27 protein-coding genes and 1 riboswitch are annotated in these 22,253 nt (G+C 53.9%); of the genes, 12 read left to right on the top strand and 15 right to left on the bottom strand.

Going from position 1 to position 22,253, the window contains the following annotated elements; translation table 11 throughout:
* Positions 1 to 2: 2 nt before the first annotated feature.
* The 15 genes from cbiM to pduF all read right to left on the bottom strand — a co-directional run bounded on the left by cbiM (position 3) and on the right by pduF (position 13,348).
* Entirely contained in the window at positions 3 to 740 is a 738-nt protein-coding gene (gene cbiM, locus OGV75_RS22055; protein ID WP_016153516.1) for a cobalt ECF transporter S component CbiM, read from the bottom strand.
* On the bottom strand, positions 737 to 1,450 hold the full coding sequence (locus OGV75_RS22050; protein WP_016156863.1) for a cobalt-factor II C(20)-methyltransferase: 714 nt from the start codon (positions 1,448 to 1,450) through the stop codon (positions 737 to 739). The genes cbiM and OGV75_RS22050 overlap by 4 nt, the downstream gene beginning before the upstream one ends.
* The gene (gene cbiK / locus OGV75_RS22045; RefSeq protein ID WP_019077091.1) at positions 1,447 to 2,241 is read right to left on the bottom strand and encodes a sirohydrochlorin cobaltochelatase; all 795 of its coding nucleotides are present in this window, start codon (positions 2,239 to 2,241) and stop codon (positions 1,447 to 1,449) included. Before cbiK ends, OGV75_RS22050 begins: the two co-directional genes overlap by 4 nt.
* A gap of 10 nt (positions 2,242 to 2,251) precedes the next feature.
* Positions 2,252 to 3,037, bottom strand: coding sequence for a cobalt-precorrin-6A reductase (locus OGV75_RS22040; protein ID WP_046275695.1), 786 nt, complete (start codon positions 3,035 to 3,037; stop codon positions 2,252 to 2,254).
* Complete coding sequence (locus OGV75_RS22035) at positions 3,034 to 3,759, bottom strand: precorrin-3B C(17)-methyltransferase (RefSeq protein ID WP_003030278.1); 726 nt, start codon at positions 3,757 to 3,759, stop codon at positions 3,034 to 3,036. The genes OGV75_RS22040 and OGV75_RS22035 overlap by 4 nt, the downstream gene beginning before the upstream one ends.
* Positions 3,759 to 4,814 (bottom strand): cobalt-precorrin 5A hydrolase, encoded by a 1,056-nt coding sequence (gene cbiG / locus OGV75_RS22030; protein ID WP_286481219.1) that lies wholly within the window; start codon positions 4,812 to 4,814, stop codon positions 3,759 to 3,761. Before cbiG ends, OGV75_RS22035 begins: the two co-directional genes overlap by 1 nt.
* Positions 4,795 to 5,568 (bottom strand): cobalt-precorrin-4 methyltransferase, encoded by a 774-nt coding sequence (locus tag OGV75_RS22025; RefSeq protein WP_003030275.1) that lies wholly within the window; start codon positions 5,566 to 5,568, stop codon positions 4,795 to 4,797. Before OGV75_RS22025 ends, cbiG begins: the two co-directional genes overlap by 20 nt.
* Positions 5,561 to 6,130, bottom strand: coding sequence for a decarboxylating cobalt-precorrin-6B (C(15))-methyltransferase (locus tag OGV75_RS22020; RefSeq protein WP_016153521.1), 570 nt, complete (start codon positions 6,128 to 6,130; stop codon positions 5,561 to 5,563). Before OGV75_RS22020 ends, OGV75_RS22025 begins: the two co-directional genes overlap by 8 nt.
* Positions 6,120 to 6,725, bottom strand: coding sequence for a cobalt-precorrin-7 (C(5))-methyltransferase (locus tag OGV75_RS22015; RefSeq protein WP_019077093.1), 606 nt, complete (start codon positions 6,723 to 6,725; stop codon positions 6,120 to 6,122). Before OGV75_RS22015 ends, OGV75_RS22020 begins: the two co-directional genes overlap by 11 nt.
* Entirely contained in the window at positions 6,719 to 7,855 is a 1,137-nt protein-coding gene (gene cbiD, locus OGV75_RS22010) for a cobalt-precorrin-5B (C(1))-methyltransferase CbiD (RefSeq protein ID WP_016153523.1), read from the bottom strand. The genes OGV75_RS22015 and cbiD overlap by 7 nt, the downstream gene beginning before the upstream one ends.
* Positions 7,852 to 8,484, bottom strand: coding sequence for a cobalt-precorrin-8 methylmutase (locus OGV75_RS22005; protein ID WP_008785140.1), 633 nt, complete (start codon positions 8,482 to 8,484; stop codon positions 7,852 to 7,854). The genes cbiD and OGV75_RS22005 overlap by 4 nt, the downstream gene beginning before the upstream one ends.
* Before the next feature lie 10 nt (positions 8,485 to 8,494).
* The gene (cbiB, locus tag OGV75_RS22000; protein WP_047357938.1) at positions 8,495 to 9,454 is read right to left on the bottom strand and encodes an adenosylcobinamide-phosphate synthase CbiB; all 960 of its coding nucleotides are present in this window, start codon (positions 9,452 to 9,454) and stop codon (positions 8,495 to 8,497) included.
* Complete coding sequence (locus OGV75_RS21995; RefSeq protein ID WP_286481218.1) at positions 9,451 to 10,830, bottom strand: cobyrinic acid a,c-diamide synthase CobB; 1,380 nt, start codon at positions 10,828 to 10,830, stop codon at positions 9,451 to 9,453. Before OGV75_RS21995 ends, cbiB begins: the two co-directional genes overlap by 4 nt.
* An 88-nt stretch (positions 10,831 to 10,918) precedes the next feature.
* Positions 10,919 to 11,093: riboswitch (cobalamin riboswitch) on the bottom strand.
* Positions 11,094 to 11,425: 332 nt separating this feature from the next.
* The gene (pocR, locus tag OGV75_RS21990) at positions 11,426 to 12,337 is read right to left on the bottom strand and encodes a transcriptional regulator PocR (protein ID WP_016153526.1); all 912 of its coding nucleotides are present in this window, start codon (positions 12,335 to 12,337) and stop codon (positions 11,426 to 11,428) included.
* 201 nt (positions 12,338 to 12,538) lie between these two features.
* Positions 12,539 to 13,348 (bottom strand): propanediol diffusion facilitator PduF, encoded by an 810-nt coding sequence (pduF, locus tag OGV75_RS21985; protein ID WP_016153527.1) that lies wholly within the window; start codon positions 13,346 to 13,348, stop codon positions 12,539 to 12,541.
* Positions 13,349 to 13,873: 525 nt separating this feature from the next.
* Between pduF and pduA the strand changes: the two genes are divergently transcribed.
* The 12 genes from pduA to OGV75_RS21925 are packed head-to-tail and all read left to right on the top strand — an operon-like array spanning position 13,874 to position 22,251.
* Entirely contained in the window at positions 13,874 to 14,155 is a 282-nt protein-coding gene (gene pduA / locus OGV75_RS21980) for a propanediol utilization microcompartment protein PduA (RefSeq protein ID WP_003030255.1), read from the top strand.
* The gene (pduB, locus tag OGV75_RS21975) at positions 14,155 to 14,967 is read left to right on the top strand and encodes a propanediol utilization microcompartment protein PduB (RefSeq protein ID WP_016153528.1); all 813 of its coding nucleotides are present in this window, start codon (positions 14,155 to 14,157) and stop codon (positions 14,965 to 14,967) included. Before pduA ends, pduB begins: the two co-directional genes overlap by 1 nt.
* Before the next feature lie 18 nt (positions 14,968 to 14,985).
* A complete protein-coding gene (pduC, locus tag OGV75_RS21970; protein ID WP_003030249.1) occupies positions 14,986 to 16,650 on the top strand; it encodes a propanediol dehydratase large subunit PduC in 1,665 nt (554 codons plus the stop codon).
* A 10-nt stretch (positions 16,651 to 16,660) separates the two neighbouring features.
* Positions 16,661 to 17,335: a propanediol dehydratase medium subunit PduD gene (gene pduD, locus OGV75_RS21965; protein WP_003844241.1), complete on the top strand. Its 675-nt coding sequence runs from the start codon at positions 16,661 to 16,663 to the stop codon at positions 17,333 to 17,335.
* A 14-nt stretch (positions 17,336 to 17,349) separates the two neighbouring features.
* Complete coding sequence (gene pduE, locus OGV75_RS21960) at positions 17,350 to 17,868, top strand: propanediol dehydratase small subunit PduE (protein WP_016156871.1); 519 nt, start codon at positions 17,350 to 17,352, stop codon at positions 17,866 to 17,868.
* Positions 17,869 to 17,883: 15 nt separating this feature from the next.
* Positions 17,884 to 19,716: a diol dehydratase reactivase subunit alpha gene (locus OGV75_RS21955; RefSeq protein ID WP_019077098.1), complete on the top strand. Its 1,833-nt coding sequence runs from the start codon at positions 17,884 to 17,886 to the stop codon at positions 19,714 to 19,716.
* On the top strand, positions 19,706 to 20,056 hold the full coding sequence (locus tag OGV75_RS21950) for a glycerol dehydratase reactivase beta/small subunit family protein (protein ID WP_181500259.1): 351 nt from the start codon (positions 19,706 to 19,708) through the stop codon (positions 20,054 to 20,056). Before OGV75_RS21955 ends, OGV75_RS21950 begins: the two co-directional genes overlap by 11 nt.
* 19 nt (positions 20,057 to 20,075) lie before the next feature.
* On the top strand, positions 20,076 to 20,351 hold the full coding sequence (gene pduJ / locus OGV75_RS21945; protein ID WP_001057752.1) for a propanediol utilization microcompartment protein PduJ: 276 nt from the start codon (positions 20,076 to 20,078) through the stop codon (positions 20,349 to 20,351).
* A gap of 24 nt (positions 20,352 to 20,375) precedes the next feature.
* Positions 20,376 to 20,852, top strand: a complete 477-nt coding sequence (locus OGV75_RS21940) for a BMC domain-containing protein (RefSeq protein ID WP_053389622.1) — start codon at positions 20,376 to 20,378, stop codon at positions 20,850 to 20,852.
* A complete protein-coding gene (locus OGV75_RS21935; RefSeq protein ID WP_016153533.1) occupies positions 20,852 to 21,484 on the top strand; it encodes a phosphate propanoyltransferase in 633 nt (210 codons plus the stop codon). Before OGV75_RS21940 ends, OGV75_RS21935 begins: the two co-directional genes overlap by 1 nt.
* Positions 21,481 to 21,972 (top strand): microcompartment protein PduM, encoded by a 492-nt coding sequence (pduM, locus tag OGV75_RS21930; RefSeq protein ID WP_049040282.1) that lies wholly within the window; start codon positions 21,481 to 21,483, stop codon positions 21,970 to 21,972. Before OGV75_RS21935 ends, pduM begins: the two co-directional genes overlap by 4 nt.
* Before the next feature lie 3 nt (positions 21,973 to 21,975).
* The gene (locus OGV75_RS21925) at positions 21,976 to 22,251 is read left to right on the top strand and encodes a EutN/CcmL family microcompartment protein (protein WP_003030211.1); all 276 of its coding nucleotides are present in this window, start codon (positions 21,976 to 21,978) and stop codon (positions 22,249 to 22,251) included.
* Positions 22,252 to 22,253 lie beyond the last annotated feature (2 nt).

The following is a 22,253-nucleotide window of genomic DNA, read 5'->3' as shown; positions in this document are numbered from 1 at the left end:
CGTTAATGTCCTTGAGCGGTAATCAACTGCCGTTTGGTTAACTGGTCATAAATCATTACGGTGAGCAGACCTTCCGCTATCGCAATTGGGATCTGCGTCAGGCAGAAAATCCCCATGAACTTGATGATTGAACCCGTAGCACCGGCGGATGGGTCCGGGAACGCCACGCCCAGTTGCACCGAGGTCACGAAATAGGTGACGAGATCCGCCAGCATCGCGCACAGGAAGACGCAAACATCACGACGCAACCCCGCACGGCAGGCCATTTTCCACACCATGTAACCCACCACCGGGCCAATCACTGCCATCGACATGCCGTTAGCGCCAAGCGTTGTCAAACCACCGTGCGCCAGCAACAGTGCCTGGAACAGCAGGACGATTGCCCCGAGGATTGCCACCACGCCCGGTCCAAACAGGATAACCGCCAGGCCTACCCCGGTAGGGTGCGAGCAACTTCCGGTAACAGAAGGAATTTTCAGCGCTGACAGCACAAAAATAAACGCGCCGCACAGAGCCAGTAACACTTTTTGGTGACTATCTTCCTGCACGATTTGGCGCAGCCGCACCAGCCCGTACCACAGGCACGGTAAAAACAGCAGCCACCAGGCCAGCGCCCACATCGGCGGCAAGAAACCTTCCATTATGTGCATGGCGAACGCTTGTTCAGGAACAACCATCAGTAATAGCGCCGCAGCCAACCCGCTGAAAGACAGCTGTTTTAGCTGTTGTTCAAGCTTCATTGTGCATACTCCCACTGTTTATTGACCAGAATGGTCGAGAAATAAGGCAGCGGCTGATCGTCGCTCACCTCATCGAGATGACGCCAGCACTGTTCACCCGGCAGCGTGGCTTCAGACATCATCAATGCACAGCCCAACAAACCCTCTTGTTGCAGCAGCGCTTTGATGCGCGCAAAACGACCGTATACCTTCATCAGCACCAGACTGTCATGCTGCTTTAACGCCTGCTGGATTTCCGCTTCCGGCGCGGTACAGGAGACCACGGCCAGTGACTGTTGCTCCATGGCGAGCGGCGTTTTTGACCGCGCGGCAATCGCAGCGAAAGAGGTCACGCCCGGGACGATTTCTAACCAGTCAGGACAGCCAATACGCTGGAGTAAAAAAACCCAGGTGCTGAACAGCATGGCGTCGCCAAGTGTAATAAAGCCCACTTGCTTACCCGCTTCGACTTCCTGAACCAGCGCGGCCGCAACGTCATCCCATACTGCCTCTTTTTCGGCGCTGTCAGCACTCATAGGAAAATGGCAGCAGCGAACTTCGGTCTGCTCGCCGATATATTCACGTACGATCGACAGCGCCAGACTGTCGCCACCTTTACGCCCAGCGGGCGCATAGAGAATATCCAGCGTACCCAGCGTGCGTGCGGCCCGCACGGTGATAAGATCGGAAGCGCCAGGCCCGGTGCTTAATGCGTACAGTTTTCCGCTCATGCCGCTTCCTCCAGCGCCACATTAAGCGCCTGTTGTAAATGCGCCACGAACATAGCGCGAACCGCCGGATTCTCACCCAGACCACTGAGCCACGGCGTAGCCGGTATCCCGGCCGCATTGAACAATGTTTTCCAGGAATCCTCTTCGTCAGAGGCCATATCATTGATGGCATGATCGCCAGCAACTAACATCAGCGGCATCAGATGCACCGCCGTCACCCCTTCCTGAGACAAACTTTCAATCAGCACATCGACTTCCGGGTAACTTTCCACCGCCCCAACCCGCGCCGGGTAGCGCTGTGCCGTCATCATATGGTCGAGGCAGGCATAGGCGGCAAAGGCATGATGGCTGGCACCGTGTCCCATAAACACCACTTTTTCATTTTCGCCAAGCACCGGCATCTGCTGTTGCAGCGCCAGCATCAGCTGGGCGTAATCGTCATGGCTGCTCAGCAGCGGAACACCCAGCGTCAGGCGAGAAAAAAGCGGGCGCATGCTTTGCACTTCGCGGACAATTTTTTCGTATTCATCACCGTTGATAATGTGCAACGACTGAATAGCCACGTCCTGATACCCCTGCTCCGCCAGCTTTTGCAGCGCCTGCAGCGGCGTGTCGATCTCAATGCCGTCGCGCTGCTTGAGCTTGCGGATAATCATCCCGGAGGTAAACGCCCGAAACAGGTCGCGGTCAGGGCAACTGGCTGCGAGATCGCTCTCGCAAGCCACAATATTTTTCTCACAGGTGTCGTGATAGCTGGTGCCAAAGCTGACCACCAGAAGCGCCTTTTTCATCTCTAACTCCTTAAGCAGCGGCCAGCCAGCGCGTTAAACGCGCCCCAAAGGCGGCCTGACTTTCCAGTAACTCTTCTCCCGTCACCAACGGTGCCGGACGTGTAATCACGATGCAGGGGATACCAGCATCCAGACAGGGTTGAACTTTCTCCTGATAACCACCTTCCGCACCGGATGCCTTAGTGATCACCACATCAGCCTGACACTGGCGATAAAACGCAGCGTTGAACTCGGCGCTAAACGGCCCGCACAATGCAAAAATCTCACCGACGCCAAATCCCAGGTCCGCGCATTGCTGAATAACCTCGGCTACAGGCAGGACGCGCGCCAGCAGCGTTTTTTCAGGCAACCCTTCGCGCCAGATAGCCAGATCTTTACTGCCGGTCGTCAGCAGCACGCGGTCACCGAAACGGCGCGCAACCTCGCAGGCTTGCTGAATACTCTGTACGGTATAAAGCTGCGGGTGGGTTAAACCGCTTAACTGCTCAGGACGTTGATAGCGGCTCAGCAGTACCCCCGCCGCTTCGCAGGCGTTCATGATGTTGCGGCTCACCACCTCGGCATACGGATGCGAGGCGTCTATCACCCAGCGCGTCTGATTTTCCTGTAGCCAGGCAATCATTTGTTCGCGTTCCAGACGTCCGCAGCGCACCTGACCTTTGATATCTCCCGCCAGCTGCTTCCCCGTTGGGGTCGCAACTGACAGGGTGTAGGCCACATTGGCTGCGTCCAGTTGCTGGCACAGCATGCGCGCATCGCTGGTACCGCCCATGACCAACACATCACCGTAATTCACAGCACATAACCTCGTGGCGTGATCATCAGGCCGTCCTGAACATAGGTTGTTTTGTTGCCAACGATCACAAGGCTGGTCATATCAACCGGTTCAAAGTCCATTTCACCCAGGGTGGTCAACCATTTTTCCTGTTTTTTACGTCCGGCTGACTTCACAATACCCACCGGCGTTTGCGCGCTCTTGCTGGCAGAAAGCAGCTCAAATGCGCGCGCCAGATGACCTTCGCGACCCCGACTGCGCGGGTTGTAGAAACAGATTACAAAGTCTGCTTCGCCGGCAGCCACTATGCGTTTTTCGATAACTGGCCACGGTGTTAACAGATCGCTCAAGCTGATGTGGCAGAAGTCGTGCATCAACGGCGCGCCCAGCAAAGAGGCGGCGGCAATGCTGGCCGTCATTCCTGGGATCAGCCTGACCTCAACATCCAGCTTTTGCTTGCTGACCAGCTCAAGCACCAGCCCGGCCATACCGTAAATCCCTGCATCACCGCTGCTGATCAGCGCCACATTGTGACCTGCCTGCGCCAGTTCGATCGCCGCCTGGCAGCGTTCAATCTCTTTGCACATCCCGGTTTTGATCACCTGCTTGTCGCCAGTGAACGCTTTTACCAGGTGGGTGTAGGTTTTATAGCCAACGATGATTTCCGCTGCCTGCAATGCTTCAACGGCTTCCATGGTCATCATTGCCTGCGAGCCAGGGCCAATTCCAATTACGCTTAACATCAGTGTGAAACTCCCAAAGTGATAGTGACGCCCTGTTCTCGCAGGGTCTCGCCTAACAGTTTTCCGTGGCTCAGCAGCCAGGCTGCAGGACCGGAAACGCTTCCTGTACCCACCGTTTTGCGAACAAACGATGAGGCCGGAAAACGGTGTTCATGCTCACGCAGCGCGTCAGCAGTAAAGGTTTCGAAAGGAACGCGACAGCACGAAGCCAGTTGGATAAGTCCCTGTTCATCTTTTTTCAGCGTGATACTGCCAATCGCTTTAAGCGCCAGCGGATCGAGCTGCTGGGCTTCGAGTTGCCTGGCAAGCAGCGCGGCCAGCAACGGGAACGGCGTGTCACGACGACAACCAATTCCGGCCACAACACGTTGTGGCACCAGCTTCCAGTGCGGAACAGGCAGATCGGGTAAGTTGGTGCGTAAGGTGATACACACCAGCGCATCCAGTTCAGGAAGCTGATTGAGATCGGTTACCGTGATAAAACCGCGCCGGTCGCAATGACTGACATCCTGCGTCAGTTCATCATCCCACCACAGCCCAACCCGCTTATTACTGACCAGCATCTGATTAACGATCTTCACCGCCGAACGGAAATCACTCATCCGGGCATTCAGTTGAAATGCCAGCGTATCCAGTGCCGCCATATCGTTGACATCCGTCGCAGTGGTGATCACCGGATCGGCGCCCAACATGCCCGCCAGATACCGCGCCAGCGCATTGGCACCGCCCGCGTGACCGGAGAGCAGGCTGATGACATGCTGGGCGCGTTCATCAATGACCACCACCGCCGGATCGCAAAATTTGTCGTTGACCAGCGGGGCCAGCACGCGCACCGCAATGCCGGTCGCACCGATAAAAATCAGCGCCGAGTAATTCGCAAACGCTTCGCGGGCGGTATTCGCAAAGCCGTTTTCGAAAGGAATGAATCCCTCCTCCAGCAGCTTTTCACTGGTAAAACAGGTGACCGGCAGCATGGCCGCCAGACGTTTTGCCAGCGCAACGCCTCCCGGGGTCAGGCAAAAAAGCGCAATTGACTCAGGCTTTACGGTATTCATGGCTAAAGTCCGCCGCATAGAGTTTGGAGTAGTGATACTCCGAGCCCAGGAAATTACCGACCAGAATAAGAGCCGTTTTACGGATGCCCGCATCACGAACCTTGTCGCCAATATCCGCCAGGGTACCGCGCACAGTCTGGCTTTCCGGCCAGGTTGCCTTGTAGATCACCGCCACGGGCGTGGTCGCCGGATAACCGCCTTCAATCAAACGCTCGGCCACACGATGAATACGCTGAACGGACAGATAAATCGCCATAGATGTCTGGTGACTGGCAAATGACTCCAGCTGTTCGCGCTCCGGCACCGGCGTGCGTCCTTCCAGGCGGGTAATGATCAGGCTCTGTGAGACCTCAGGCACGGTATACTCAACGCCCAACTCCGCCGCCGCACCAAGGAATGCGCTGACGCCGGGCACCACCTGCCAGTCAATCCCGCGTTTGGTCAGTTCCTCACCCTGCTCGCGCACGGAACCGTACAGCGAAACATCGCCGGTTTGCAGACGCACCACGGTCTTACCCGCTTTCACTCCGGCTTCCATCAGATCAAGGATCTGCTCCAGATGCAGTTCAGCGCTGTCGTGGCATTCAGCACCAGCAGGACAATATTCCAGCAGTTCGGTGTTAATCAGCGATCCGGCGTAGATAACAACCTGCGCCTGCTGTAGCAACCGGTAACCTTTGAGGGTAATCAGCTCGCGATCGCCAGGACCTGCGCCAACAAACCACACGCTACGGGGATCAAAAATCTCAGACATGGTTTCCTTCCTTCTGACAGGCGATAACAAATACGGGGTTATTCGGTTTGAAATAGTGACCACTGCCAAGCGTGGTAAGCGAGGAAACCTGTAGCTGCAGGCAATCCACTCCCGGTACGCCAAGATGGTCCAGATGTGCCAGCGCGGTGTTGAGGTTTTCCTGGAGGATGAATGTCATCACCAGCCGCCCTGCGGGATGCAATTGACGCATTGACCAGTCAATCAGTTCAGTCAAATGGCCACCGCTGCCACCCATGAAAATGGCATCGGCTTTTTCAGCGATGGTCATCGGCGCAACACCGGGAAAAATGTCGATGTTTGCACAGGCAAAATGCTGGCGGTTTTCATCCAGCAACCTGAGCGCCGCCGGGTTACGCTCGATTGCCGTCACGCGCAATCCAGGGTATTGCAGCGCGGCTTCTATCGACACGCTGCCGGTTCCCGCGCCAATATCAATCAGGTGACTGGCGCGGTGTAATTCAAGTTTTGAGAGGGCAAGTGCACGTACCGCTTCTTTGGTCATCGGCACTTTCTCTCCACGTAAAAACAGCTCATCTTTCATCAAGGATCACCACTGCATTCATGTCATAGTCGGCGTTAACTTCGTTCACAGGCAGGAAATGGATCCGTTCGTTTTCCATTGCCAGGTTTTCGCCAATCACCATCCAGCGATGTCCCTTGCCTCGTGCAATGAGCTGCTGCGCAATTTCACGCGGGCCGCACTGCGCATCTGTCACCATCGCCACCTTGTTATGTCGCGCCAGTTCATCGAAACAGACGCTGCGACCATGGCTACTGGTCAGCCACATATCGTTCATATCAATACCGGACTGCGCACACAGGTACTGCACCGCGCTAATACCGGGAATAATGCGCACATTTTCAATACCAAAATGCGCCACCATGCGCGTCCCGATGCCGTAAAACAGCGGATCGCCAGATGCCAGCACCACAACGCGTTGCTCCTGGTGCGCGCAAATCCAGTTCAAAAGTTCGAGAATATTGGCGCCGAGAACAAACTGTTCACCGGTAAAATCCGGGAATTGCTGCAAATGCCGCTTTCCACCGACCAGAACATCAGCCGTTGCGACCGCTTCACGCGCCGCAGGCGTCATCAAATGCAAACCGGCTGGTCCCATCCCTACAACGGTTAACATTGCATCTCCTCAGCAATCTCTGCGACCGGGCGATTACTTCCAAGCACCTGATTATCAAAAGAGAACATGATGGCGTCACAGGTCGGGGGATTTTTGGTAAAGCGCAACGTTTGCAGGACGCGCATACAGATGCGCTTAGCCAGATGGTTGTAAATGTGCTGAAAACCGTATGCTTCTATGTGTTCCATCGCCGCCTCGGTGGTATCGCAGTCGCTGACCAGCGTGAGCAGTTCCAGCGGCGCCCCCAGTAACGCGAGGTGGGCCACCAGCGTTTCCATGCGAGCATCGGCAATATGGCTGTGGGTATGAAAGATCCCCGCCGCAATTTTGACGAGCTTACCAGGGTGTCCCACCAGCACAATTTGTCGGAACCCCAGACGTACGGCTTCTTCAATCATGTAGCCGACAAAATTGCTCATAGTGACCACAACCTGGGTGTCGATCCCCATCTGCTCACGCACAAAACGTTCGCCGTGGTTTCCTGGCACCAGTACGACACGCTCCAGCCCCGCCGCTCGCTTAATTTCCAGCTCCAGCGACAGTGAACGTTTCCAGCTTTCTTCAGACATCGGCGTGACGATCCCAGTCGTACCAATGATCGAAATGCCGCCCAGAATGCCAAGGCGGGAGTTGTAGGTTTTTTGCGCCCGCTCTTCGCCTTCCGGCGCGAAAATTTCAATTTGCGCCCCACGATTCGGACCAATCGCCTCACGAACCGCAGACTCAATGGTCTGGCGAGGTGTGCGATTAATCGCCGAACTGCCCACTGGCAGGCCGATCCCTTTGCGGGTTACCGTGCCAACGCCTTCCCCGCCCTGAAGGGTTATCTCTTTGCTATCGTTTAACGTCACGCGGGCAAAAATCAGCATGCCGTGAGTGGCATCCACATCATCGCCACCGTCTTTGCGGATGGCGGCTATCGCCTGCTGTCCTTCGATATGCGGTGACTCTACGTTCAGACACAGCGTCACACCTGATGGCGTCACGATAGAAACCTGATGGATCAGGTGTTGGCGCAATACCATCAGCGCCGCCACTTTTGCCGCCGCCGTCGCGCACGATCCCGTGGTATATCCTTTACGCAGCGCTTTACCGTTGTGCCACACAGGCGTATCGAAGGACTCGCTCATCGCGCCCCCTGCATGTGATAAAGCATGGCGTTGACGATCGCGGCGGCGACGTTACTTCCTCCTTTACGACCTAACGCAGCAATGGCGGGCAGATTGCTTTGGGTCAGTGCATCTTTCGACTCTTCTGCACCGACGAACCCAACCGGTACACCAACTACGCCACTGACGGCCACATCATGCTCAAGCAGGCGGAACAGCGCTGTCGGCGCGTTGCCAAACACAAACAGCTTTTCACCCTCTTCCTTCACCGCAATGTCAACGGCCGCCATTGACCGGGTAATGCCCTGCTCTTTTGCCGTCCGCACGACCCGCGGGTCGCTGATGTAGCAGCGGCATTCGCCACCGAATTTTGCCAGCAGCGTTTTATTAATCCCGGAAAGGGCCATAGTGGTATCGGTATAAATCACGCTCGAACGGCTAAGCGCCGCACAGAACTGCTCCAGCACATCACTGGAAAACCACAGAATGTCCAGCCAGTCGAAATCCGCTGTCGTGTGAATAACCCGCTTGATAATGGCTTCATGTAACGGGCTGGCAAACTGATAGTCCGGGCGGGTTTCACGGATGATCTCGCCAATAATGTCGAAACTTTTGGCCTCAATCGCCTGGGGTTGCTGGATATATTGCATTGTGTTGTCCTCAGGCTACACCGACCAGCAGCCACCGCAGCGCAATAAACAGCGCCAGTGCCAGCATCGATGCCACCCACATCAATCGAATCGTATGGGAAATGTCGTCTACCGAAATGTCGCGTTGTGCATCACCGATCCACGGTTTCTCAACGCGCTCGCCAAAGTAGTCATTAGGACCACCCAGACGAATTCCTAATGCCCCGGCAACGGACGCTTCTGACCACGCGCAGTTTGGGCTGCTGTGGTTGTAGCGATCGCGCCAGCCAATCTGCAAAGCACGCGCGCCGTCCTGGCGACATAAAAATGCCGCTGCGCCCAGCAGCAGCCAACTTAGTCTCGCGGGAATATAATTTGCGACATCGTCCAGACGAGCGCTGACCATACCGATAGCGCGGTATTTTTCATGTTTGTAACCCACCATGGAGTCAAGGGTGTTTACCGCTTTGTAGGCCATCGCCAGAGGCGCACCGCCGAGGAGCAAGAAGAACAGCGGCGCGATGATGCCATCAACGGTGTTCTCTGCCACGGTTTCCACTACGCCGCGATTGATCTGCTGTGGCTGTAATTGCGAGGTATCACGTCCTACAATCCATGACAGCTTTTCCCGACTTGCAGCAAGGTTACCGGCACGTAGCGGACGCTCGACATCCTGCGCGGCGTTTGCCAGGCAGCGCCCGGCCAGCACGGTAAAGATCATCCAGACCTCAACCACCCAACCAAGCCAGGGATGAATAGAGTGCGCCAGCGCCAGTACTCCCCAGGACACAGCCCAGGTCAGCCCAACCACCACAATCCACATCACCGCGCCACCGATGCGTAGCGCACGGTCGCTATGGCAGTAACGCCGAACAACCCGTTGCACCGCAGAAATCAGATTGCCAATCCAGCGCACCGGATGCGGCCAGTTCTGCGGATCGCCGATGATAAAATCAAGCAGCCAGGCAACACACCACGCGAGGATGGTCATAGTGCGCTCCTCGCGGCTGCCAGCCAGTGGTTAAGCATCTGCGGACGTTGAGCAAAATGAACGTGTAGATAGCTGGCAAAGGTATTTCCCACCTGCCAGCCGCCGGACCAGGCTTGCAGCGTTTTGCCATCGCGCACTTTGCGACAGTTCATCACCGCGGGAGTTTCAGGGGTAAAATCGGAGTAGTGGAATTCATGTCCGCGCAGCACTTCGCCTTCTGCAGCCAACAACGTTTGCTGCGCGGCCTGCGCTTCGCAGTAGCCAAATCGGGTCAGACGTTTTCCCATTTTGCTGTGACCGGGAATGATATCCGCCATCAGCCAGGTATCACCCTGGCTGTCTTCCAGCGAACTGCCGAGATACATCAGCCCCCCGCACTCGGCATAAATCGCGACACCCTGCTGGTGCGCCGCCCGCAGTTGGTTAAGCATTGCAATATTACGGGCCAACGCCGCAGCATGTAACTCAGGATAGCCACCCCCCAGCCAGATCATCTGACAGTCGGGTAAACAGGTGTCGTGCAACGGACTAAAACGGACAATTTTAAGCCCCGTGCGCTCCAGTAGCGTAATGTTGTCCGGGTAGTAGAAGTTGAACGCTTCGTCATCGGCGATAGCAAGCGTTAGCCCTGCCCCGGCGTCTGCGGCGGGCAGCGCTGGCCATTCACCAGCAGGAAGCGTGTCTAACTGGCTTAATCTCAACAGCGCGTCGATATCAAGGGTTTGCTCCAGCGTCGCGGCAAACGCCTGCCACGGCTGCTGGTTGATAACCGACTCACGCGCGGTAACCAAACCCAGATGACGCTCGGGAAGCGCAACGCCTTCCATACGGGGAACGTAGCCTAAGACGGGTACAGCGCAGTAACGCTCAATCGCCACTTTCAGGAGCTGGTAATGCGTTTCGCTGTTAACCCGGTTAACAATAACGCCGGCAATATTCAGGGTTGGATCAAAATGCTGAAACCCCATTACCGTCGCGGCGATCGAGGTGGAAACGGCTTTGCCATCAACCAGTAGGATAACCGGACAGCCTAACTGTTTGGCCATCGCGGCGGTGCTGCAGTAGTTTGGGTCGGTGCCGTATCCGTCATACAACCCCATAACGCCTTCAATAACGGCGATATCCGCATGTTGCATGTGCTCGCGAAATAAAGCATTCAGGGTGGGGACGGGAAGCATGAAGCTATCAAGATTGCGGGAAGGAGTGCCGCATACCGCGGTATGCCAGCCGGTATCAAGGTAATCGGGGCCTACTTTGCAAGGCTGAACGCGTAAACCGCGTTTTTTCAACAAGCTCAACAAGCCCAGCGTCACCGTGGTTTTACCACAGCCGCTTCCGGTACCTGCAAGAACAAAAGCGTGAAAATTGGCCGCCATACCCTGATCCTGTTCAGGGTGGTAGGGGTGTAAAGATACCCAGTCTCTCGACTGTATGCATCTGAACCACCCACTTCCCACCGAAGTTGTTGGTAGTCACTGACAGGCAGGTCTTCTGGCTTAGCGTCATCCTCACCCGTCCTTCCCAATCTTGCGATCAGTGGTCAATACGGGGTCGTCAGCATCACAGCAGCGGGGGCTGCGGGGGATTCTCACCCCCTTCCCTACCACAAATGTGGCAAACCTGTCAGTTCAAGAGCCTGATTAATTAAGCTCTCTGTTATGAGGTAAATTCACGACCTCATGACAATAATTCAATTTAATATCTTGCCGGGTTCATTCAACCAATTACCTGGCATAAACCCACTTATTCATATGCTCGCATTCTGAATGAAAGTGCCAACAAAGAATAAAGAAAGTCATTCACAGAGACACTGTATCTCATCACAAAAATAAAAACTGGTGCAGTTTATCCCTCTAATACTAATATTTTGTTGCGCTATGACAATTTATTGACTGCTGTCGCTACTTTTCATTTTATAATGACTGGCATAGCGCCCTATATCAAAAATCGGCAATAGCAAAATATTGCCATTTAAGCGGATTCGCCACGTGAAATGACATTTATTTGCTGGCGAAATGCCTGCGGCGTGACCTGATACGTTTGACGAAAAACTTTGCAAAAATAACTGGTTTGCGAAAATCCTAAATTACGCGCAATGCTGGCTATGCTCCAGTCACTGTGGCAAAGCAGCTCTTTTGCACTGGCCATTCGCTGCTGGTTTACCCATGCGTTAAAACCGATACCATGATATTTTTTGAACAATTTGCTGAAATAGTAAGGGCTAAGGTAAACATGAGAGGCGACATCTTCCAGACGCAATTCGTCTGATAAATGCGCATCAATATAGCGCAGTGCTTTTTTCATTTTGCTGTCATGAGGATTGGTGCTGCGGTTAGCGCGTACCGGCTCTGACTGCTGCGGGTTATCTTTGATAACCACAAAATTAAGTTGTTTCTTAAGGCAATTTTCCACGATGAGCTTCAGCAGATCCGCTGAGGCGATGACTCGCGAATAATCCATTTCCGGTACATTACGAAACTCGTTGACCAGTTCGGGATCGGCTTGCCAGCGGTCATCTACATTCAGAATATCAACCAAACCAACATCGTTACTTAAGCGTACCTGGCCACAAAGCACAAACCCTACCAGGTGCCCCGCAATGACCAGCGGAATTGAGAAATCGGTAAGTCCGGCGTGACAGCGATAGATGCAGGGTTGATCGGATTTAGAGGCTTCCAGCCCTCCACAGCGATCGCTCATACGACAACGGGTACTGTGCTGAGGATGCTGACGCATCAACTGGCAAAAAGGGGTGAAATTAAAAAGCTCAGAAATTTCATCACCGTGAATATTGACAACCACAACGGCCAGACTGGTGGCCTGCGCAAAATCCTGTGCGATTTTATTAATGAGTTCTGAGTTCAGGGCACTCGCAGAAATCATGATAAAACCTCTCAGTTAATTTATTGTTATAAATAAAACATATTATTCACATTCATTTTCACCCTGCCATCCTGAGCATTGATGAAAGTCGTAATTGAACATAACAAAAGTCTCCCATTCTTGGGAGACTTTTTGGGCAGTTCAGGATACCGGATCACGAAAACAGTTTTTACTTTTCAAAAATAAACTTCTTCTGTGAAGCTAGCTCTCATTTTCGTCCAGCTTACACGTATTACAGGGTAAATTTTTGCCAATCAAATAACGATAAATTGCTGCACCCGCGCACGCGCCGATGATAGGGGCCACAATCGGTACAATGAAATAAGGGATATCACGCCCACCGGTCATCGCAACATCTCCCCACCCGGCCATCCAGGCAAACAATTTAGGGCCAAAATCACGCGCCGGATTCATCGCAAATCCGGTGAGCGGACCGGTGGATGCGCCGATAACAGCAACCAGAATACCAATCAGCAGTGGTGCCAACGGACCTTTAGGCACACCGTTACCGTCGTCAGTCAGCGCCATGATCATCCCCATAAGAATGGAGGTAATCACCACTTCGACCAACGCTGCCTGCCAGACGCTGAGCGCCGCCGCAGGATAAGTACTAAAAATACTGGCAAGGTGCAGGCTTTCCAGACTGCCGCGCACCATCTGGTGGGCCGACTCATACTCGGTAAACAGACTGCCGTAGAGCAAATAAGCCAGCAAAGCGCCACCAAAGGCCCCCGCGACCTGCGCCACAGTGTAAGGTAAAACTTTGCGCCCCGGAAAACAGGCAAACAACCACAGTGCGATGGTGATAGCAGGGTTGAGATGCGCGCCAGAAATCCCGGCCGTCAGGTAGACTGCAAGCGAGATCCCCAGACCCCAAATGATGCAGATCTCCCACAATCCCAGGCTGGCACCTGCGACTTTCAGAGCGCTCAGGCAACCAATACCAAAAAACAAAAACAGCCCGGTACCCAAAAACTCAGCAATGCATTGCGCTTTTAGTGAATCGTTCATTGTGACACCTTCTAAGCAGAGTTCGTGTCTTTACCAGCGGACTCCTCACTGGCAAGTAGAATACTTCGAGGCTTACTATAAAAGGCCGTATCAGCAAATTGTTGGCATTCTGCGGATAGCTTGCCCTTTAAAATCGTGGTGCAATAGCAAATTCTTGCTACGCACTTTATTAAAACATTAGAGACAATCGGGATTACGCGTATTACACGGACATTTTCAAAACAATAAAATATTGCTATTAGCAGAAATCCGTTTTCAAACCACCATCACAATTTCATTTTTTTCGCATAGCAAATGATATTTATAATGTCACCAGAAAAAGTGTAAATGTGGAACTGACATAACTAAATAATCACATCAATAAAATTTAATATACCCATTAAAAACAACAAGTTAAAATAATTAATAGCAATTTTATATCACCTTACCTCTATTATTTTTTCACTCTCAATTTCAAGTCAGCCATTCTTTTTCCTCGCATCTTTTTATAGTCATGAACATCGGGACAACCCAGGCGAGGTCTTTATGCAACAAGAAGCGTTAGGAATGGTAGAAACCAAAGGCTTGACTGCAGCCATAGAGGCCGCAGATGCAATGGTGAAGTCAGCCAATGTAATGCTGGTCGGCTACGAAAAAATTGGTTCGGGGCTGGTAACAGTCATTGTCCGCGGCGATGTTGGCGCAGTCAAAGCAGCAACAGATGCAGGTGCCGCCGCAGCACGTAATGTGGGAGAAGTGAAAGCCGTACACGTCATCCCACGCCCTCACACCGATGTAGAAAAAATCTTACCGAAGGGAATTAGCTAATGAGCAGCAATGAGCTGGTTGATCAGATCATGGCGCAGGTGATTGCTCGCGTGGCAACGCCGGAACAGCAGGCTATCCCTGAAAATAATCCTCCAACACGAGAAACGGCTATGGCAGAGAAAAGCTGCAGTTTAACGGAGTTTGTCGGTACTGCGATTGGCGACACCGTCGGTCTGGTAATCGCCAACGTGGACAGCGCCCTACTGGACGCAATGAAACTTGAAAAACGGTATCGCTCCATTGGCATCCTTGGCGCGCGTACTGGTGCAGGCCCGCACATCATGGCCGCAGATGAAGCGGTAAAAGCCACCAATACTGAAGTCGTCAGTATTGAGTTGCCACGTGATACCAAAGGCGGCGCGGGTCACGGTTCGCTGATTATTCTCGGCGGCAACGATGTTTCCGACGTGAAACGCGGAATTGAGGTTGCGCTGAAAGAACTGGATCGCACCTTTGGCGATGTGTATGCCAACGAAGCCGGTCACATCGAGATGCAATACACCGCACGCGCCAGCTACGCGCTGGAAAAAGCCTTTGGTGCACCGATTGGCCGTGCCTGTGGCGTGATCGTCGGCGCCCCGGCATCCGTTGGTGTCCTGATGGCTGATACTGCGCTGAAATCCGCCAACGTGGAAGTAGTGGCCTACAGCTCCCCAGCCCATGGCACCAGCTTCAGTAACGAAGCCATTCTGGTCATTTCAGGCGATTCCGGCGCTGTGCGTCAGGCCGTTATCTCCGCCCGCGAAATCGGTAAAACCGTACTCGGGACCCTCGGCTCAGAACCGAAAAACGATCGTCCGTCCTACATCTGATATCAGTGAGGCTGATTCATGAGATCGAAAAGATTTGAAGCACTGGCGAAGCGCCCTGTGAATCAGGATGGCTTCGTTAAGGAGTGGATCGAAGAAGGCTTCATTGCGATGGAAAGCCCAAACGACCCTAAACCGTCGATTAAAATCGTCAACGGTACAGTCACAGAACTGGACGGCAAATCCGCCAGTGAATTTGACTTAATTGACCATTTCATTGCCCGCTATGGCATTAACCTGGCGCGCGCTGAAGAAGTCATGGCGATGGACTCAGTAAAACTTGCCAATATGCTTTGCGACCCTAACGTGAAGCGCAAAGACATTGTGCCGCTGACCACCGCAATGACCCCGGCAAAAATTGTCGAAGTGGTATCCCATATGAACGTCGTTGAGATGATGATGGCCATGCAGAAAATGCGGGCTCGTCGTACACCGTCTCAGCAGGCGCACGTCACTAACGTTAAAGATAATCCGGTGCAGATTGCCGCTGATGCTGCTGAAGGCGCCTGGCGCGGATTTGACGAACAGGAAACGACGGTTGCCGTTGCGCGTTATGCCCCCTTTAACGCCATTGCGCTGTTAGTCGGCTCACAGGTTGGGCGCCCTGGCGTATTAACCCAGTGCTCGCTGGAAGAGGCGACCGAACTTAAACTCGGTATGTTAGGCCACACCTGTTACGCGGAAACCATCTCTGTCTATGGTACTGAACCCGTCTTTACCGACGGCGATGACACGCCATGGTCGAAAGGCTTCCTCGCCTCTTCCTACGCCTCACGCGGTCTGAAAATGCGCTTTACCTCCGGCTCTGGCTCAGAAGTTCAGATGGGCTACGCCGAAGGTAAATCGATGCTTTACCTTGAAGCCCGCTGTATTTACATCACCAAAGCCGCTGGCGTACAGGGTTTACAAAATGGTTCAGTAAGCTGCATCGGCGTGCCTTCCGCTGTGCCGTCAGGCATTCGTGCGGTGTTAGCTGAAAACCTGATCTGTTCCTCCCTGGATCTGGAGTGTGCCTCCAGCAACGACCAAACCTTTACCCACTCGGATATGCGTCGTACTGCCCGCCTGCTGATGCAGTTCCTGCCGGGTACTGACTTCATCTCTTCCGGTTATTCCGCTGTGCCGAACTACGACAACATGTTTGCGGGTTCGAACGAGGATGCCGAAGATTTTGACGACTACAACGTTCTCCAGCGAGACCTCAAGGTAGATGGGGGTCTGCGTCCGGTTCGTGAAGAAGACGTTATCGCCATTCGTAATAAAGCGGCGCGCGCTCTGCAGGCCGTCTTTGCCGGGATGGGATTACCGCCAATCACTGATGAAGAAGTGGAAGCGGCGACTTACGCCCACGGTTCGAAAGATATGCCGGAGCGAAACATCGTTGAAGATATCAAGTTTGCGCAAGAGATCATCAATAAAAACCGTAACGGTCTGGAAGTGGTGAAAGCCCTTGCTCAGGGCGGGTTTACCGATGTTGCTCAGGACATGCTCAACATCCAGAAAGCCAAGTTAACCGGGGATTATCTGCATACCTCCGCCATTATCGTTGGCGACGGACAGGTGCTATCCGCAGTAAATGACGTCAATGACTATGCCGGTCCGGCAACAGGTTATCGCCTACAAGGCGAACGCTGGGAAGAGATCAAAAACATCCCTGGCGCACTTGATCCCAACGAACTTGGCTAAGGGGTGAAAAATGGAAATCAATGAAAAGCTGCTGCGCCAGATAATTGAAGACGTACTGTCTGAAATGCAAACCAGCGACAAACCCGTCTCATTCCGCGCATCGACAGCGGCTAGCGCGCCACAGGCTGCAGCGGCGCAGGGCGACAGCTTTCTGACCGAGATTGGCGAAGCCAAACAAGGCCAGCAGCAGGACGAAGTGATTATTGCCGTAGGTCCCGCGTTTGGACTGTCGCAAACCGTCAATATCGTAGGGATCCCGCATAAGAACATCTTGCGCGAAGTGATTGCGGGTATTGAAGAAGAAGGCATTAAAGCGCGCGTTATCCGCTGCTTTAAATCCTCCGATGTGGCATTTGTCGCCGTGGAAGGTAACCGTCTGAGCGGTTCCGGGATCTCTATCGGCATCCAGTCAAAAGGCACCACGGTAATCCACCAGCAGGGGTTACCGCCGCTTTCTAACCTGGAGCTGTTCCCTCAGGCACCGCTTCTGACGCTGGAAACCTATCGTCAGATCGGTAAAAACGCCGCGCGTTATGCCAAGCGTGAATCTCCGCAACCGGTCCCTACTCTGAATGACCAGATGGCTCGTCCTAAGTACCAGGCGAAATCGGCCATTCTGCACATTAAAGAGACCAAATACGTCGTGACGGGCAAAAACCCGCAGGAACTGCGCGTGGCGCTTTGATAAAGGATAACTCCATGAATACCGACGCAATTGAATCGATGGTTCGGGATGTGCTAAGCCGGATGAACAGCCTGCAAGGCGAGCCCGCGACGCCGGCCGCGGCGAGTTCATCAGCACATACCGCGAAAGTCACGGATTACCCTCTCGCGAATAAACATCCTGAGTGGGTAAAAACCGCAACCAACAAAACTCTGGATGACTTCACGCTCGAAAATGTTCTGAGCAACAAAGTGACGGCGCAGGACATGCGCATCACCCCTGAAACGCTGCGCCTTCAGGCGGAAATCGCCAAAGATGCCGGACGTGACAGACTGGCGATGAACTTCGAGCGTGCCGCTGAGCTAACCGCTGTACCTGACGATCGCATTCTTGAAATCTACAACGCGCTACGCCCATACCGCTCAACGAAAGATGAGCTGATGGCCATCGCCGACGATCTCGAAAATCGTTATCAGGCAAAGATCTGTGCAGCTTTCGTTCGTGAAGCGGCAGCGCTGTACGTTGAGCGTAAAAAACTCAAAGGCGACGACTAACTCAGGGACAGGATCATGCGATATATAGCTGGCATTGACATAGGCAACTCATCAACGGAAGTCGCTCTGGCTACCCTCGATGAGTCTGGCGCACTGAGCATCACCGGCAGCGCGCTGGCAGAAACCACCGGAATTAAAGGCACATTACGTAATGTGTTTGGTATTCAGGAGGCACTTTCGCTGGCAGCAAAAAACGCCGGTATCAATGTCAGCGATATTTCGCTCATCCGTATCAATGAAGCCACCCCGGTCATTGGTGACGTCGCGATGGAAACGATAACCGAAACCATCATCACTGAATCCACCATGATCGGCCATAACCCTAAAACGCCGGGCGGCGTCGGATTAGGCGTTGGCGTCACTATTACGCCGGAAGACCTGCTCAGCCGTCCGGCGGATACGCCCTATATTCTGGTGGTGTCATCGGCATTTGATTTCGCCGATGTCGCCACGATGATTAATGCCTCCGTCCGCGCCGGATACCAGTTAACTGGCGTTATTTTGCAGCAGGACGATGGCGTATTGGTCAGTAATCGTCTGACTCATCCCTTGCCTATCGTCGATGAAGTCCTTCATATCGACCGCATCCCGTTAGGTATGCTGGCTGCCATTGAGGTCGCAATTCCAGGAAAAGTCATTGAAACGCTTTCTAACCCTTACGGGATTGCGACCGTTTTTGGCCTCAACGCCGACGAGACTAAAAACATTGTCCCGATGGCGCGGGCGCTGATCGGCAACCGTTCTGCCGTGGTCGTGAAAACGCCATCAGGTGATGTGAAAGCACGGGCCATTCCTGCCGGAAATCTGGAGCTACAGTCGCAGGGTCGTACCGTACGGGTCGACGTTGCAGCTGGCGCTGAAGCGATTATGAAAGCGGTTGGTGAATGCCCGAAACTGGATAACGTCACCGGAGAGGCTGGGACCAATATTGGCGGCATGCTGGAGCATGTGCGACAGACAATGGCTGAATTAACTAACAAACCCAGCCACGAAATTTTTATTCAGGACCTGCTGGCAGTCGATACCTCGGTTCCCGTCAGCGTGACCGGCGGGCTAGCCGGTGAGTTCTCGCTGGAACAAGCTGTCGGCATTGCTTCCATGGTGAAATCAGACCGCCTGCAAATGGCGATGATTGCTCAGGAAATCACGCAAAAGCTCAACATTGACGTCCAGGTTGGCGGCGCCGAAGCCGAAGCTGCCATTCTGGGGGCCTTAACCACCCCCGGCACGACGCGGCCACTGGCTATTCTGGACCTCGGTGCAGGATCGACCGATGCCTCCATCATCAACCCGAAAGGCGAAATTATTGCCACGCACCTGGCGGGTGCGGGCGATATGGTCACGATGATTATTGCCCGTGAACTGGGGCTGGAAGACCGTTATCTCGCTGAAGAGATCAAAAAGTACCCGCTGGCGAAAGTCGAGAGCTTGTTCCATCTTCGCCACGAAGATGGCAGCGTCCAGTTCTTCCCTACACCTCTCCCGCCAACGGTTTTTGCCCGCGTATGCGTAGTAAAACCCGATGAACTGGTGCCACTGCCAGGCGAACTGGCGCTGGAGAAAGTCCGGGCCATTCGCCGCAGCGCTAAGGAACGCGTTTTCGTCACCAACGCACTCAGAGCGCTACGTCAGGTGAGTCCGACCGGGAACATTCGGGATATTCCCTTTGTGGTGCTGGTTGGCGGCTCATCCCTGGACTTTGAAGTTCCGCAACTGGTCACCGATGCGCTGGCACACTATCGCCTGGTTGCCGGGCGCGGCAACATTCGTGGCACCGAAGGTCCGCGCAACGCGGTCGCGACAGGGCTGATTCTCTCCTGGTACAAGGCATTCGCTCATGGAAAGTAATCTCACCACGCCAGCCATCGTTATCTTCGCCACTGCTGACTGCATTGACGTCTGGAGTGATGTGCTGCTGGGTATTGAAGAAGAAGGGATCCCCTTTGTGATTCAGGAGAGCCCGTCAACTGACGTTATCCACAACGCATGGCTGGCGGCTTGCCACTCGCCGCTGCTGGTTGGCATTGGCTGCAGTCGCGAAAAACTGGTCGTGCACTATAAAAACTTACCCACATCAGCGCCACTATTTACGCTGACGTATCAACAAGATAACCACGCCCGACGCAGCATTGGTAATAACGCTGCGCGGCTGGTTAAAGGCATTCCGTTTCGGGAATGCCACTCATAACCCACAGGAGAAAAGCAGTATGAATAACGCACTGGGACTGGTTGAAACAAAAGGGCTTGTCGGCGCTATTGAAGCCGCTGATGCCATGGTGAAATCCGCAAACGTGCAGTTGGTTGGTTACGAAAAAATCGGCTCAGGCCTTATCACCGTTATGGTTCGCGGCGATGTCGGCGCAGTGAAAGCTGCCGTAGATGCAGGAAGCGCTGCAGCAAGCGCCGTTGGCGAGGTGAAATCCTGCCACGTTATCCCGCGTCCGCACAGCGACGTTGAAGCCATTTTACCTAAATCCGCATAAGTCGTTGCAACCAAGGAGCACAGCGTGAAGCAATCACTGGGATTACTTGAAGTTAGTGGTCTGGCATTAGCCATCAGTTGCGCGGACGTCATGGCGAAAGCCGCCTCCATCACGCTGGTGGGCCTCGAAAAAACCAACGGTTCAGGCTGGATGGTGATCAAGATAATCGGGGATGTGGCCTCCGTCCAGGCGGCCATTTCCACCGGTGTCAGTTTCGCTGACCAGCGAGATGGACTGGTGGCTCACAAAGTCATATCCAGACCAGGGGATGGCATTCTGTCACATAGCATCACCCCGGAGTCTGAGTCTGAGTCTGAGCCAGCGCCCGCCCCGACACCGGTCGTACCACATGAAGAGATCCCTGAGGACCATGCAGCGCCCGAAGCGCCACAAGATGCAGAGTTGATTAGCTGCAATCTGTGTCTTGACCCTGCCTGCCCCCGTCAAAAGGGCGAGCCGCGCTCTCTTTGTCTGCACTCAGGCAAACGAGGTGAAGCGTGATGGATAAACAGCAACTGGAGACAACGGTCACCAAAGTTCTGGATGAAATGCGTGAGCGCCCTATTCCGCTAGGGATCTCTAATCGTCATATTCATCTATGCGCTGAAGATTACGACCGCTTGTTTCCCAATCACCCTATTAGTGAGAAAAAAGAGCTGCTGCAGCCCGGACAATATGCAGCAGACCAGACCGTCACGCTGGTGGGACCAAAAGGTCAGTTAAAAAATGTGCGCTTACTCGGCCCACTGCGTAGCACCAGTCAGGTCGAAATTTCTCGTACCGACGCTCGTACGTTGGGAATTGCTGCTCCACTACGGATGTCAGGCAGTATCGAGGGCACGCCAGGCGTTCGCCTTATCAGTCCATTTGCTGAACTGGACTTAGCATCCGGGGTAATCGTCGCCCAACGCCATATCCATATGTCGCCGCTCGATGCCCTAATCCTGCGCGTTTCCCATGGCGATAAAGTCTCTGTTGCCATTAATGGCGATGAACGTCGACTGATTTTCGATAACGTCGCCGTACGCGTTTCGCCGGATATGCGCCTTGAGATGCATATCGATACCGACGAAGCCAATGCTGCGGGCGCAGATAATCCGCAGGCATTTGCCACACTGGTGAGCCCACGATGAACAACGAACTGCTGCAACGCATTATCGAGGAGGTTGTTTCCCGATTAAAAAAACGCGCGGAAAGCACGCTCTCGCTTAGCGTCGCGCAGTTACGCGAAATCGAACCACGGACATTGTGCTGCCAGTACTCGTCGCTCCACCTCCTGCAGGCGGACCTGCCATTGCTGGAGCAAATTGCCGAGGGCTGCGCGGACAACATGTCGGTGGTAACGATCCACGAAGCGCTGGCATGCGGAGTCCGCGTGAAAATTTCACTACAACACCGATTGTTACCCGCAATCCCCGTTAGAAAACTTGCGCGTCTGCCTCTGGAGTTCAGTGACGAGCTGGGGCGAATCATCGTTTTGCATCCTGACAAACTTCTCAGCTATGCCGACGTCGCCCAACTGAAAGGGGGCGTTCTGGTGCTACGTCGTCGATGTGTCGTGACGGCTCTGGCTCAGGACGCCGTCGGTACGCGAAATGTCCAATTAATTAAGCAGGAGTGAGCTATGCATCTGGCACGGGTTACAGGCGTTGTGGTTTCCACGCAAAAATCCCCATCACTGGTGGGGAAGAAACTGTTGCTGGTACGTCGGGTGAGTGCGGACGGAGAGCTTCCCGCGTCCCCTGTGAGTGGAGATGAAGTCGCGGTTGATTCTGTCGGCGCTGGAACTGGAGAACTGGTATTACTCAGCAGTGGCTCCAGCGCCAGACACGTTTTTTCCGGCCCTAATGAGGCCATCGATCTGGCTATCGTCGGCATTGTCGACACGCTTTCTCGTTAGGA

The organism is Citrobacter sp. Cb028 (assembly GCF_030336705.1).
Lineage (GTDB): Bacteria > Pseudomonadota > Gammaproteobacteria > Enterobacterales > Enterobacteriaceae > Citrobacter > Citrobacter braakii.
This window is presented reverse-complemented; position numbering and strand designations above follow the sequence as displayed.

Bases quoted from the DNA above. Each gene is read 5' to 3' on its own strand.
- pduJ (WP_001057752.1), top strand. From the start codon at position 20,076: ATGAATAACGCACTGGGACTGGTTGAAACAAAAGGGCTTGTCGGCGCT.
- OGV75_RS22015 (WP_019077093.1), bottom strand. From the start codon at position 6,725: ATGTTAACCGTTGTAGGGATGGGACCAGCCGGTTTGCATTTGATGACG.
- pduC (WP_003030249.1), top strand. From the start codon at position 14,986: ATGAGATCGAAAAGATTTGAAGCACTGGCGAAGCGCCCTGTGAATCAG.
- OGV75_RS22025 (WP_003030275.1), bottom strand. From the start codon at position 5,568: ATGTCTGAGATTTTTGATCCCCGTAGCGTGTGGTTTGTTGGCGCAGGT.
- pduE (WP_016156871.1), top strand. From the start codon at position 17,350: ATGAATACCGACGCAATTGAATCGATGGTTCGGGATGTGCTAAGCCGG.
- pduF (WP_016153527.1), bottom strand. From the start codon at position 13,348: ATGAACGATTCACTAAAAGCGCAATGCATTGCTGAGTTTTTGGGTACC.
- OGV75_RS21950 (WP_181500259.1), top strand. From the start codon at position 19,706: ATGGAAAGTAATCTCACCACGCCAGCCATCGTTATCTTCGCCACTGCT.
- cbiM (WP_016153516.1), bottom strand. From the start codon at position 740: ATGAAGCTTGAACAACAGCTAAAACAGCTGTCTTTCAGCGGGTTGGCT.
- OGV75_RS22020 (WP_016153521.1), bottom strand. From the start codon at position 6,130: ATGAAAGATGAGCTGTTTTTACGTGGAGAGAAAGTGCCGATGACCAAA.
- OGV75_RS22050 (WP_016156863.1), bottom strand. From the start codon at position 1,450: ATGAGCGGAAAACTGTACGCATTAAGCACCGGGCCTGGCGCTTCCGAT.
- cbiG (WP_286481219.1), bottom strand. From the start codon at position 4,814: ATGAATACCGTAAAGCCTGAGTCAATTGCGCTTTTTTGCCTGACCCCG.
- OGV75_RS22005 (WP_008785140.1), bottom strand. From the start codon at position 8,484: ATGCAATATATCCAGCAACCCCAGGCGATTGAGGCCAAAAGTTTCGAC.
- pduB (WP_016153528.1), top strand. From the start codon at position 14,155: ATGAGCAGCAATGAGCTGGTTGATCAGATCATGGCGCAGGTGATTGCT.
- OGV75_RS21935 (WP_016153533.1), top strand. From the start codon at position 20,852: ATGGATAAACAGCAACTGGAGACAACGGTCACCAAAGTTCTGGATGAA.
- OGV75_RS21925 (WP_003030211.1), top strand. From the start codon at position 21,976: ATGCATCTGGCACGGGTTACAGGCGTTGTGGTTTCCACGCAAAAATCC.
- OGV75_RS21995 (WP_286481218.1), bottom strand. From the start codon at position 10,830: ATGGCGGCCAATTTTCACGCTTTTGTTCTTGCAGGTACCGGAAGCGGC.
- OGV75_RS21955 (WP_019077098.1), top strand. From the start codon at position 17,884: ATGCGATATATAGCTGGCATTGACATAGGCAACTCATCAACGGAAGTC.
- pduD (WP_003844241.1), top strand. From the start codon at position 16,661: ATGGAAATCAATGAAAAGCTGCTGCGCCAGATAATTGAAGACGTACTG.
- cbiD (WP_016153523.1), bottom strand. From the start codon at position 7,855: ATGAGCGAGTCCTTCGATACGCCTGTGTGGCACAACGGTAAAGCGCTG.
- pduM (WP_049040282.1), top strand. From the start codon at position 21,481: ATGAACAACGAACTGCTGCAACGCATTATCGAGGAGGTTGTTTCCCGA.
- cbiB (WP_047357938.1), bottom strand. From the start codon at position 9,454: ATGACCATCCTCGCGTGGTGTGTTGCCTGGCTGCTTGATTTTATCATC.
- OGV75_RS22035 (WP_003030278.1), bottom strand. From the start codon at position 3,759: ATGTTAAGCGTAATTGGAATTGGCCCTGGCTCGCAGGCAATGATGACC.
- pocR (WP_016153526.1), bottom strand. From the start codon at position 12,337: ATGATTTCTGCGAGTGCCCTGAACTCAGAACTCATTAATAAAATCGCA.
- cbiK (WP_019077091.1), bottom strand. From the start codon at position 2,241: ATGAAAAAGGCGCTTCTGGTGGTCAGCTTTGGCACCAGCTATCACGAC.
- pduA (WP_003030255.1), top strand. From the start codon at position 13,874: ATGCAACAAGAAGCGTTAGGAATGGTAGAAACCAAAGGCTTGACTGCA.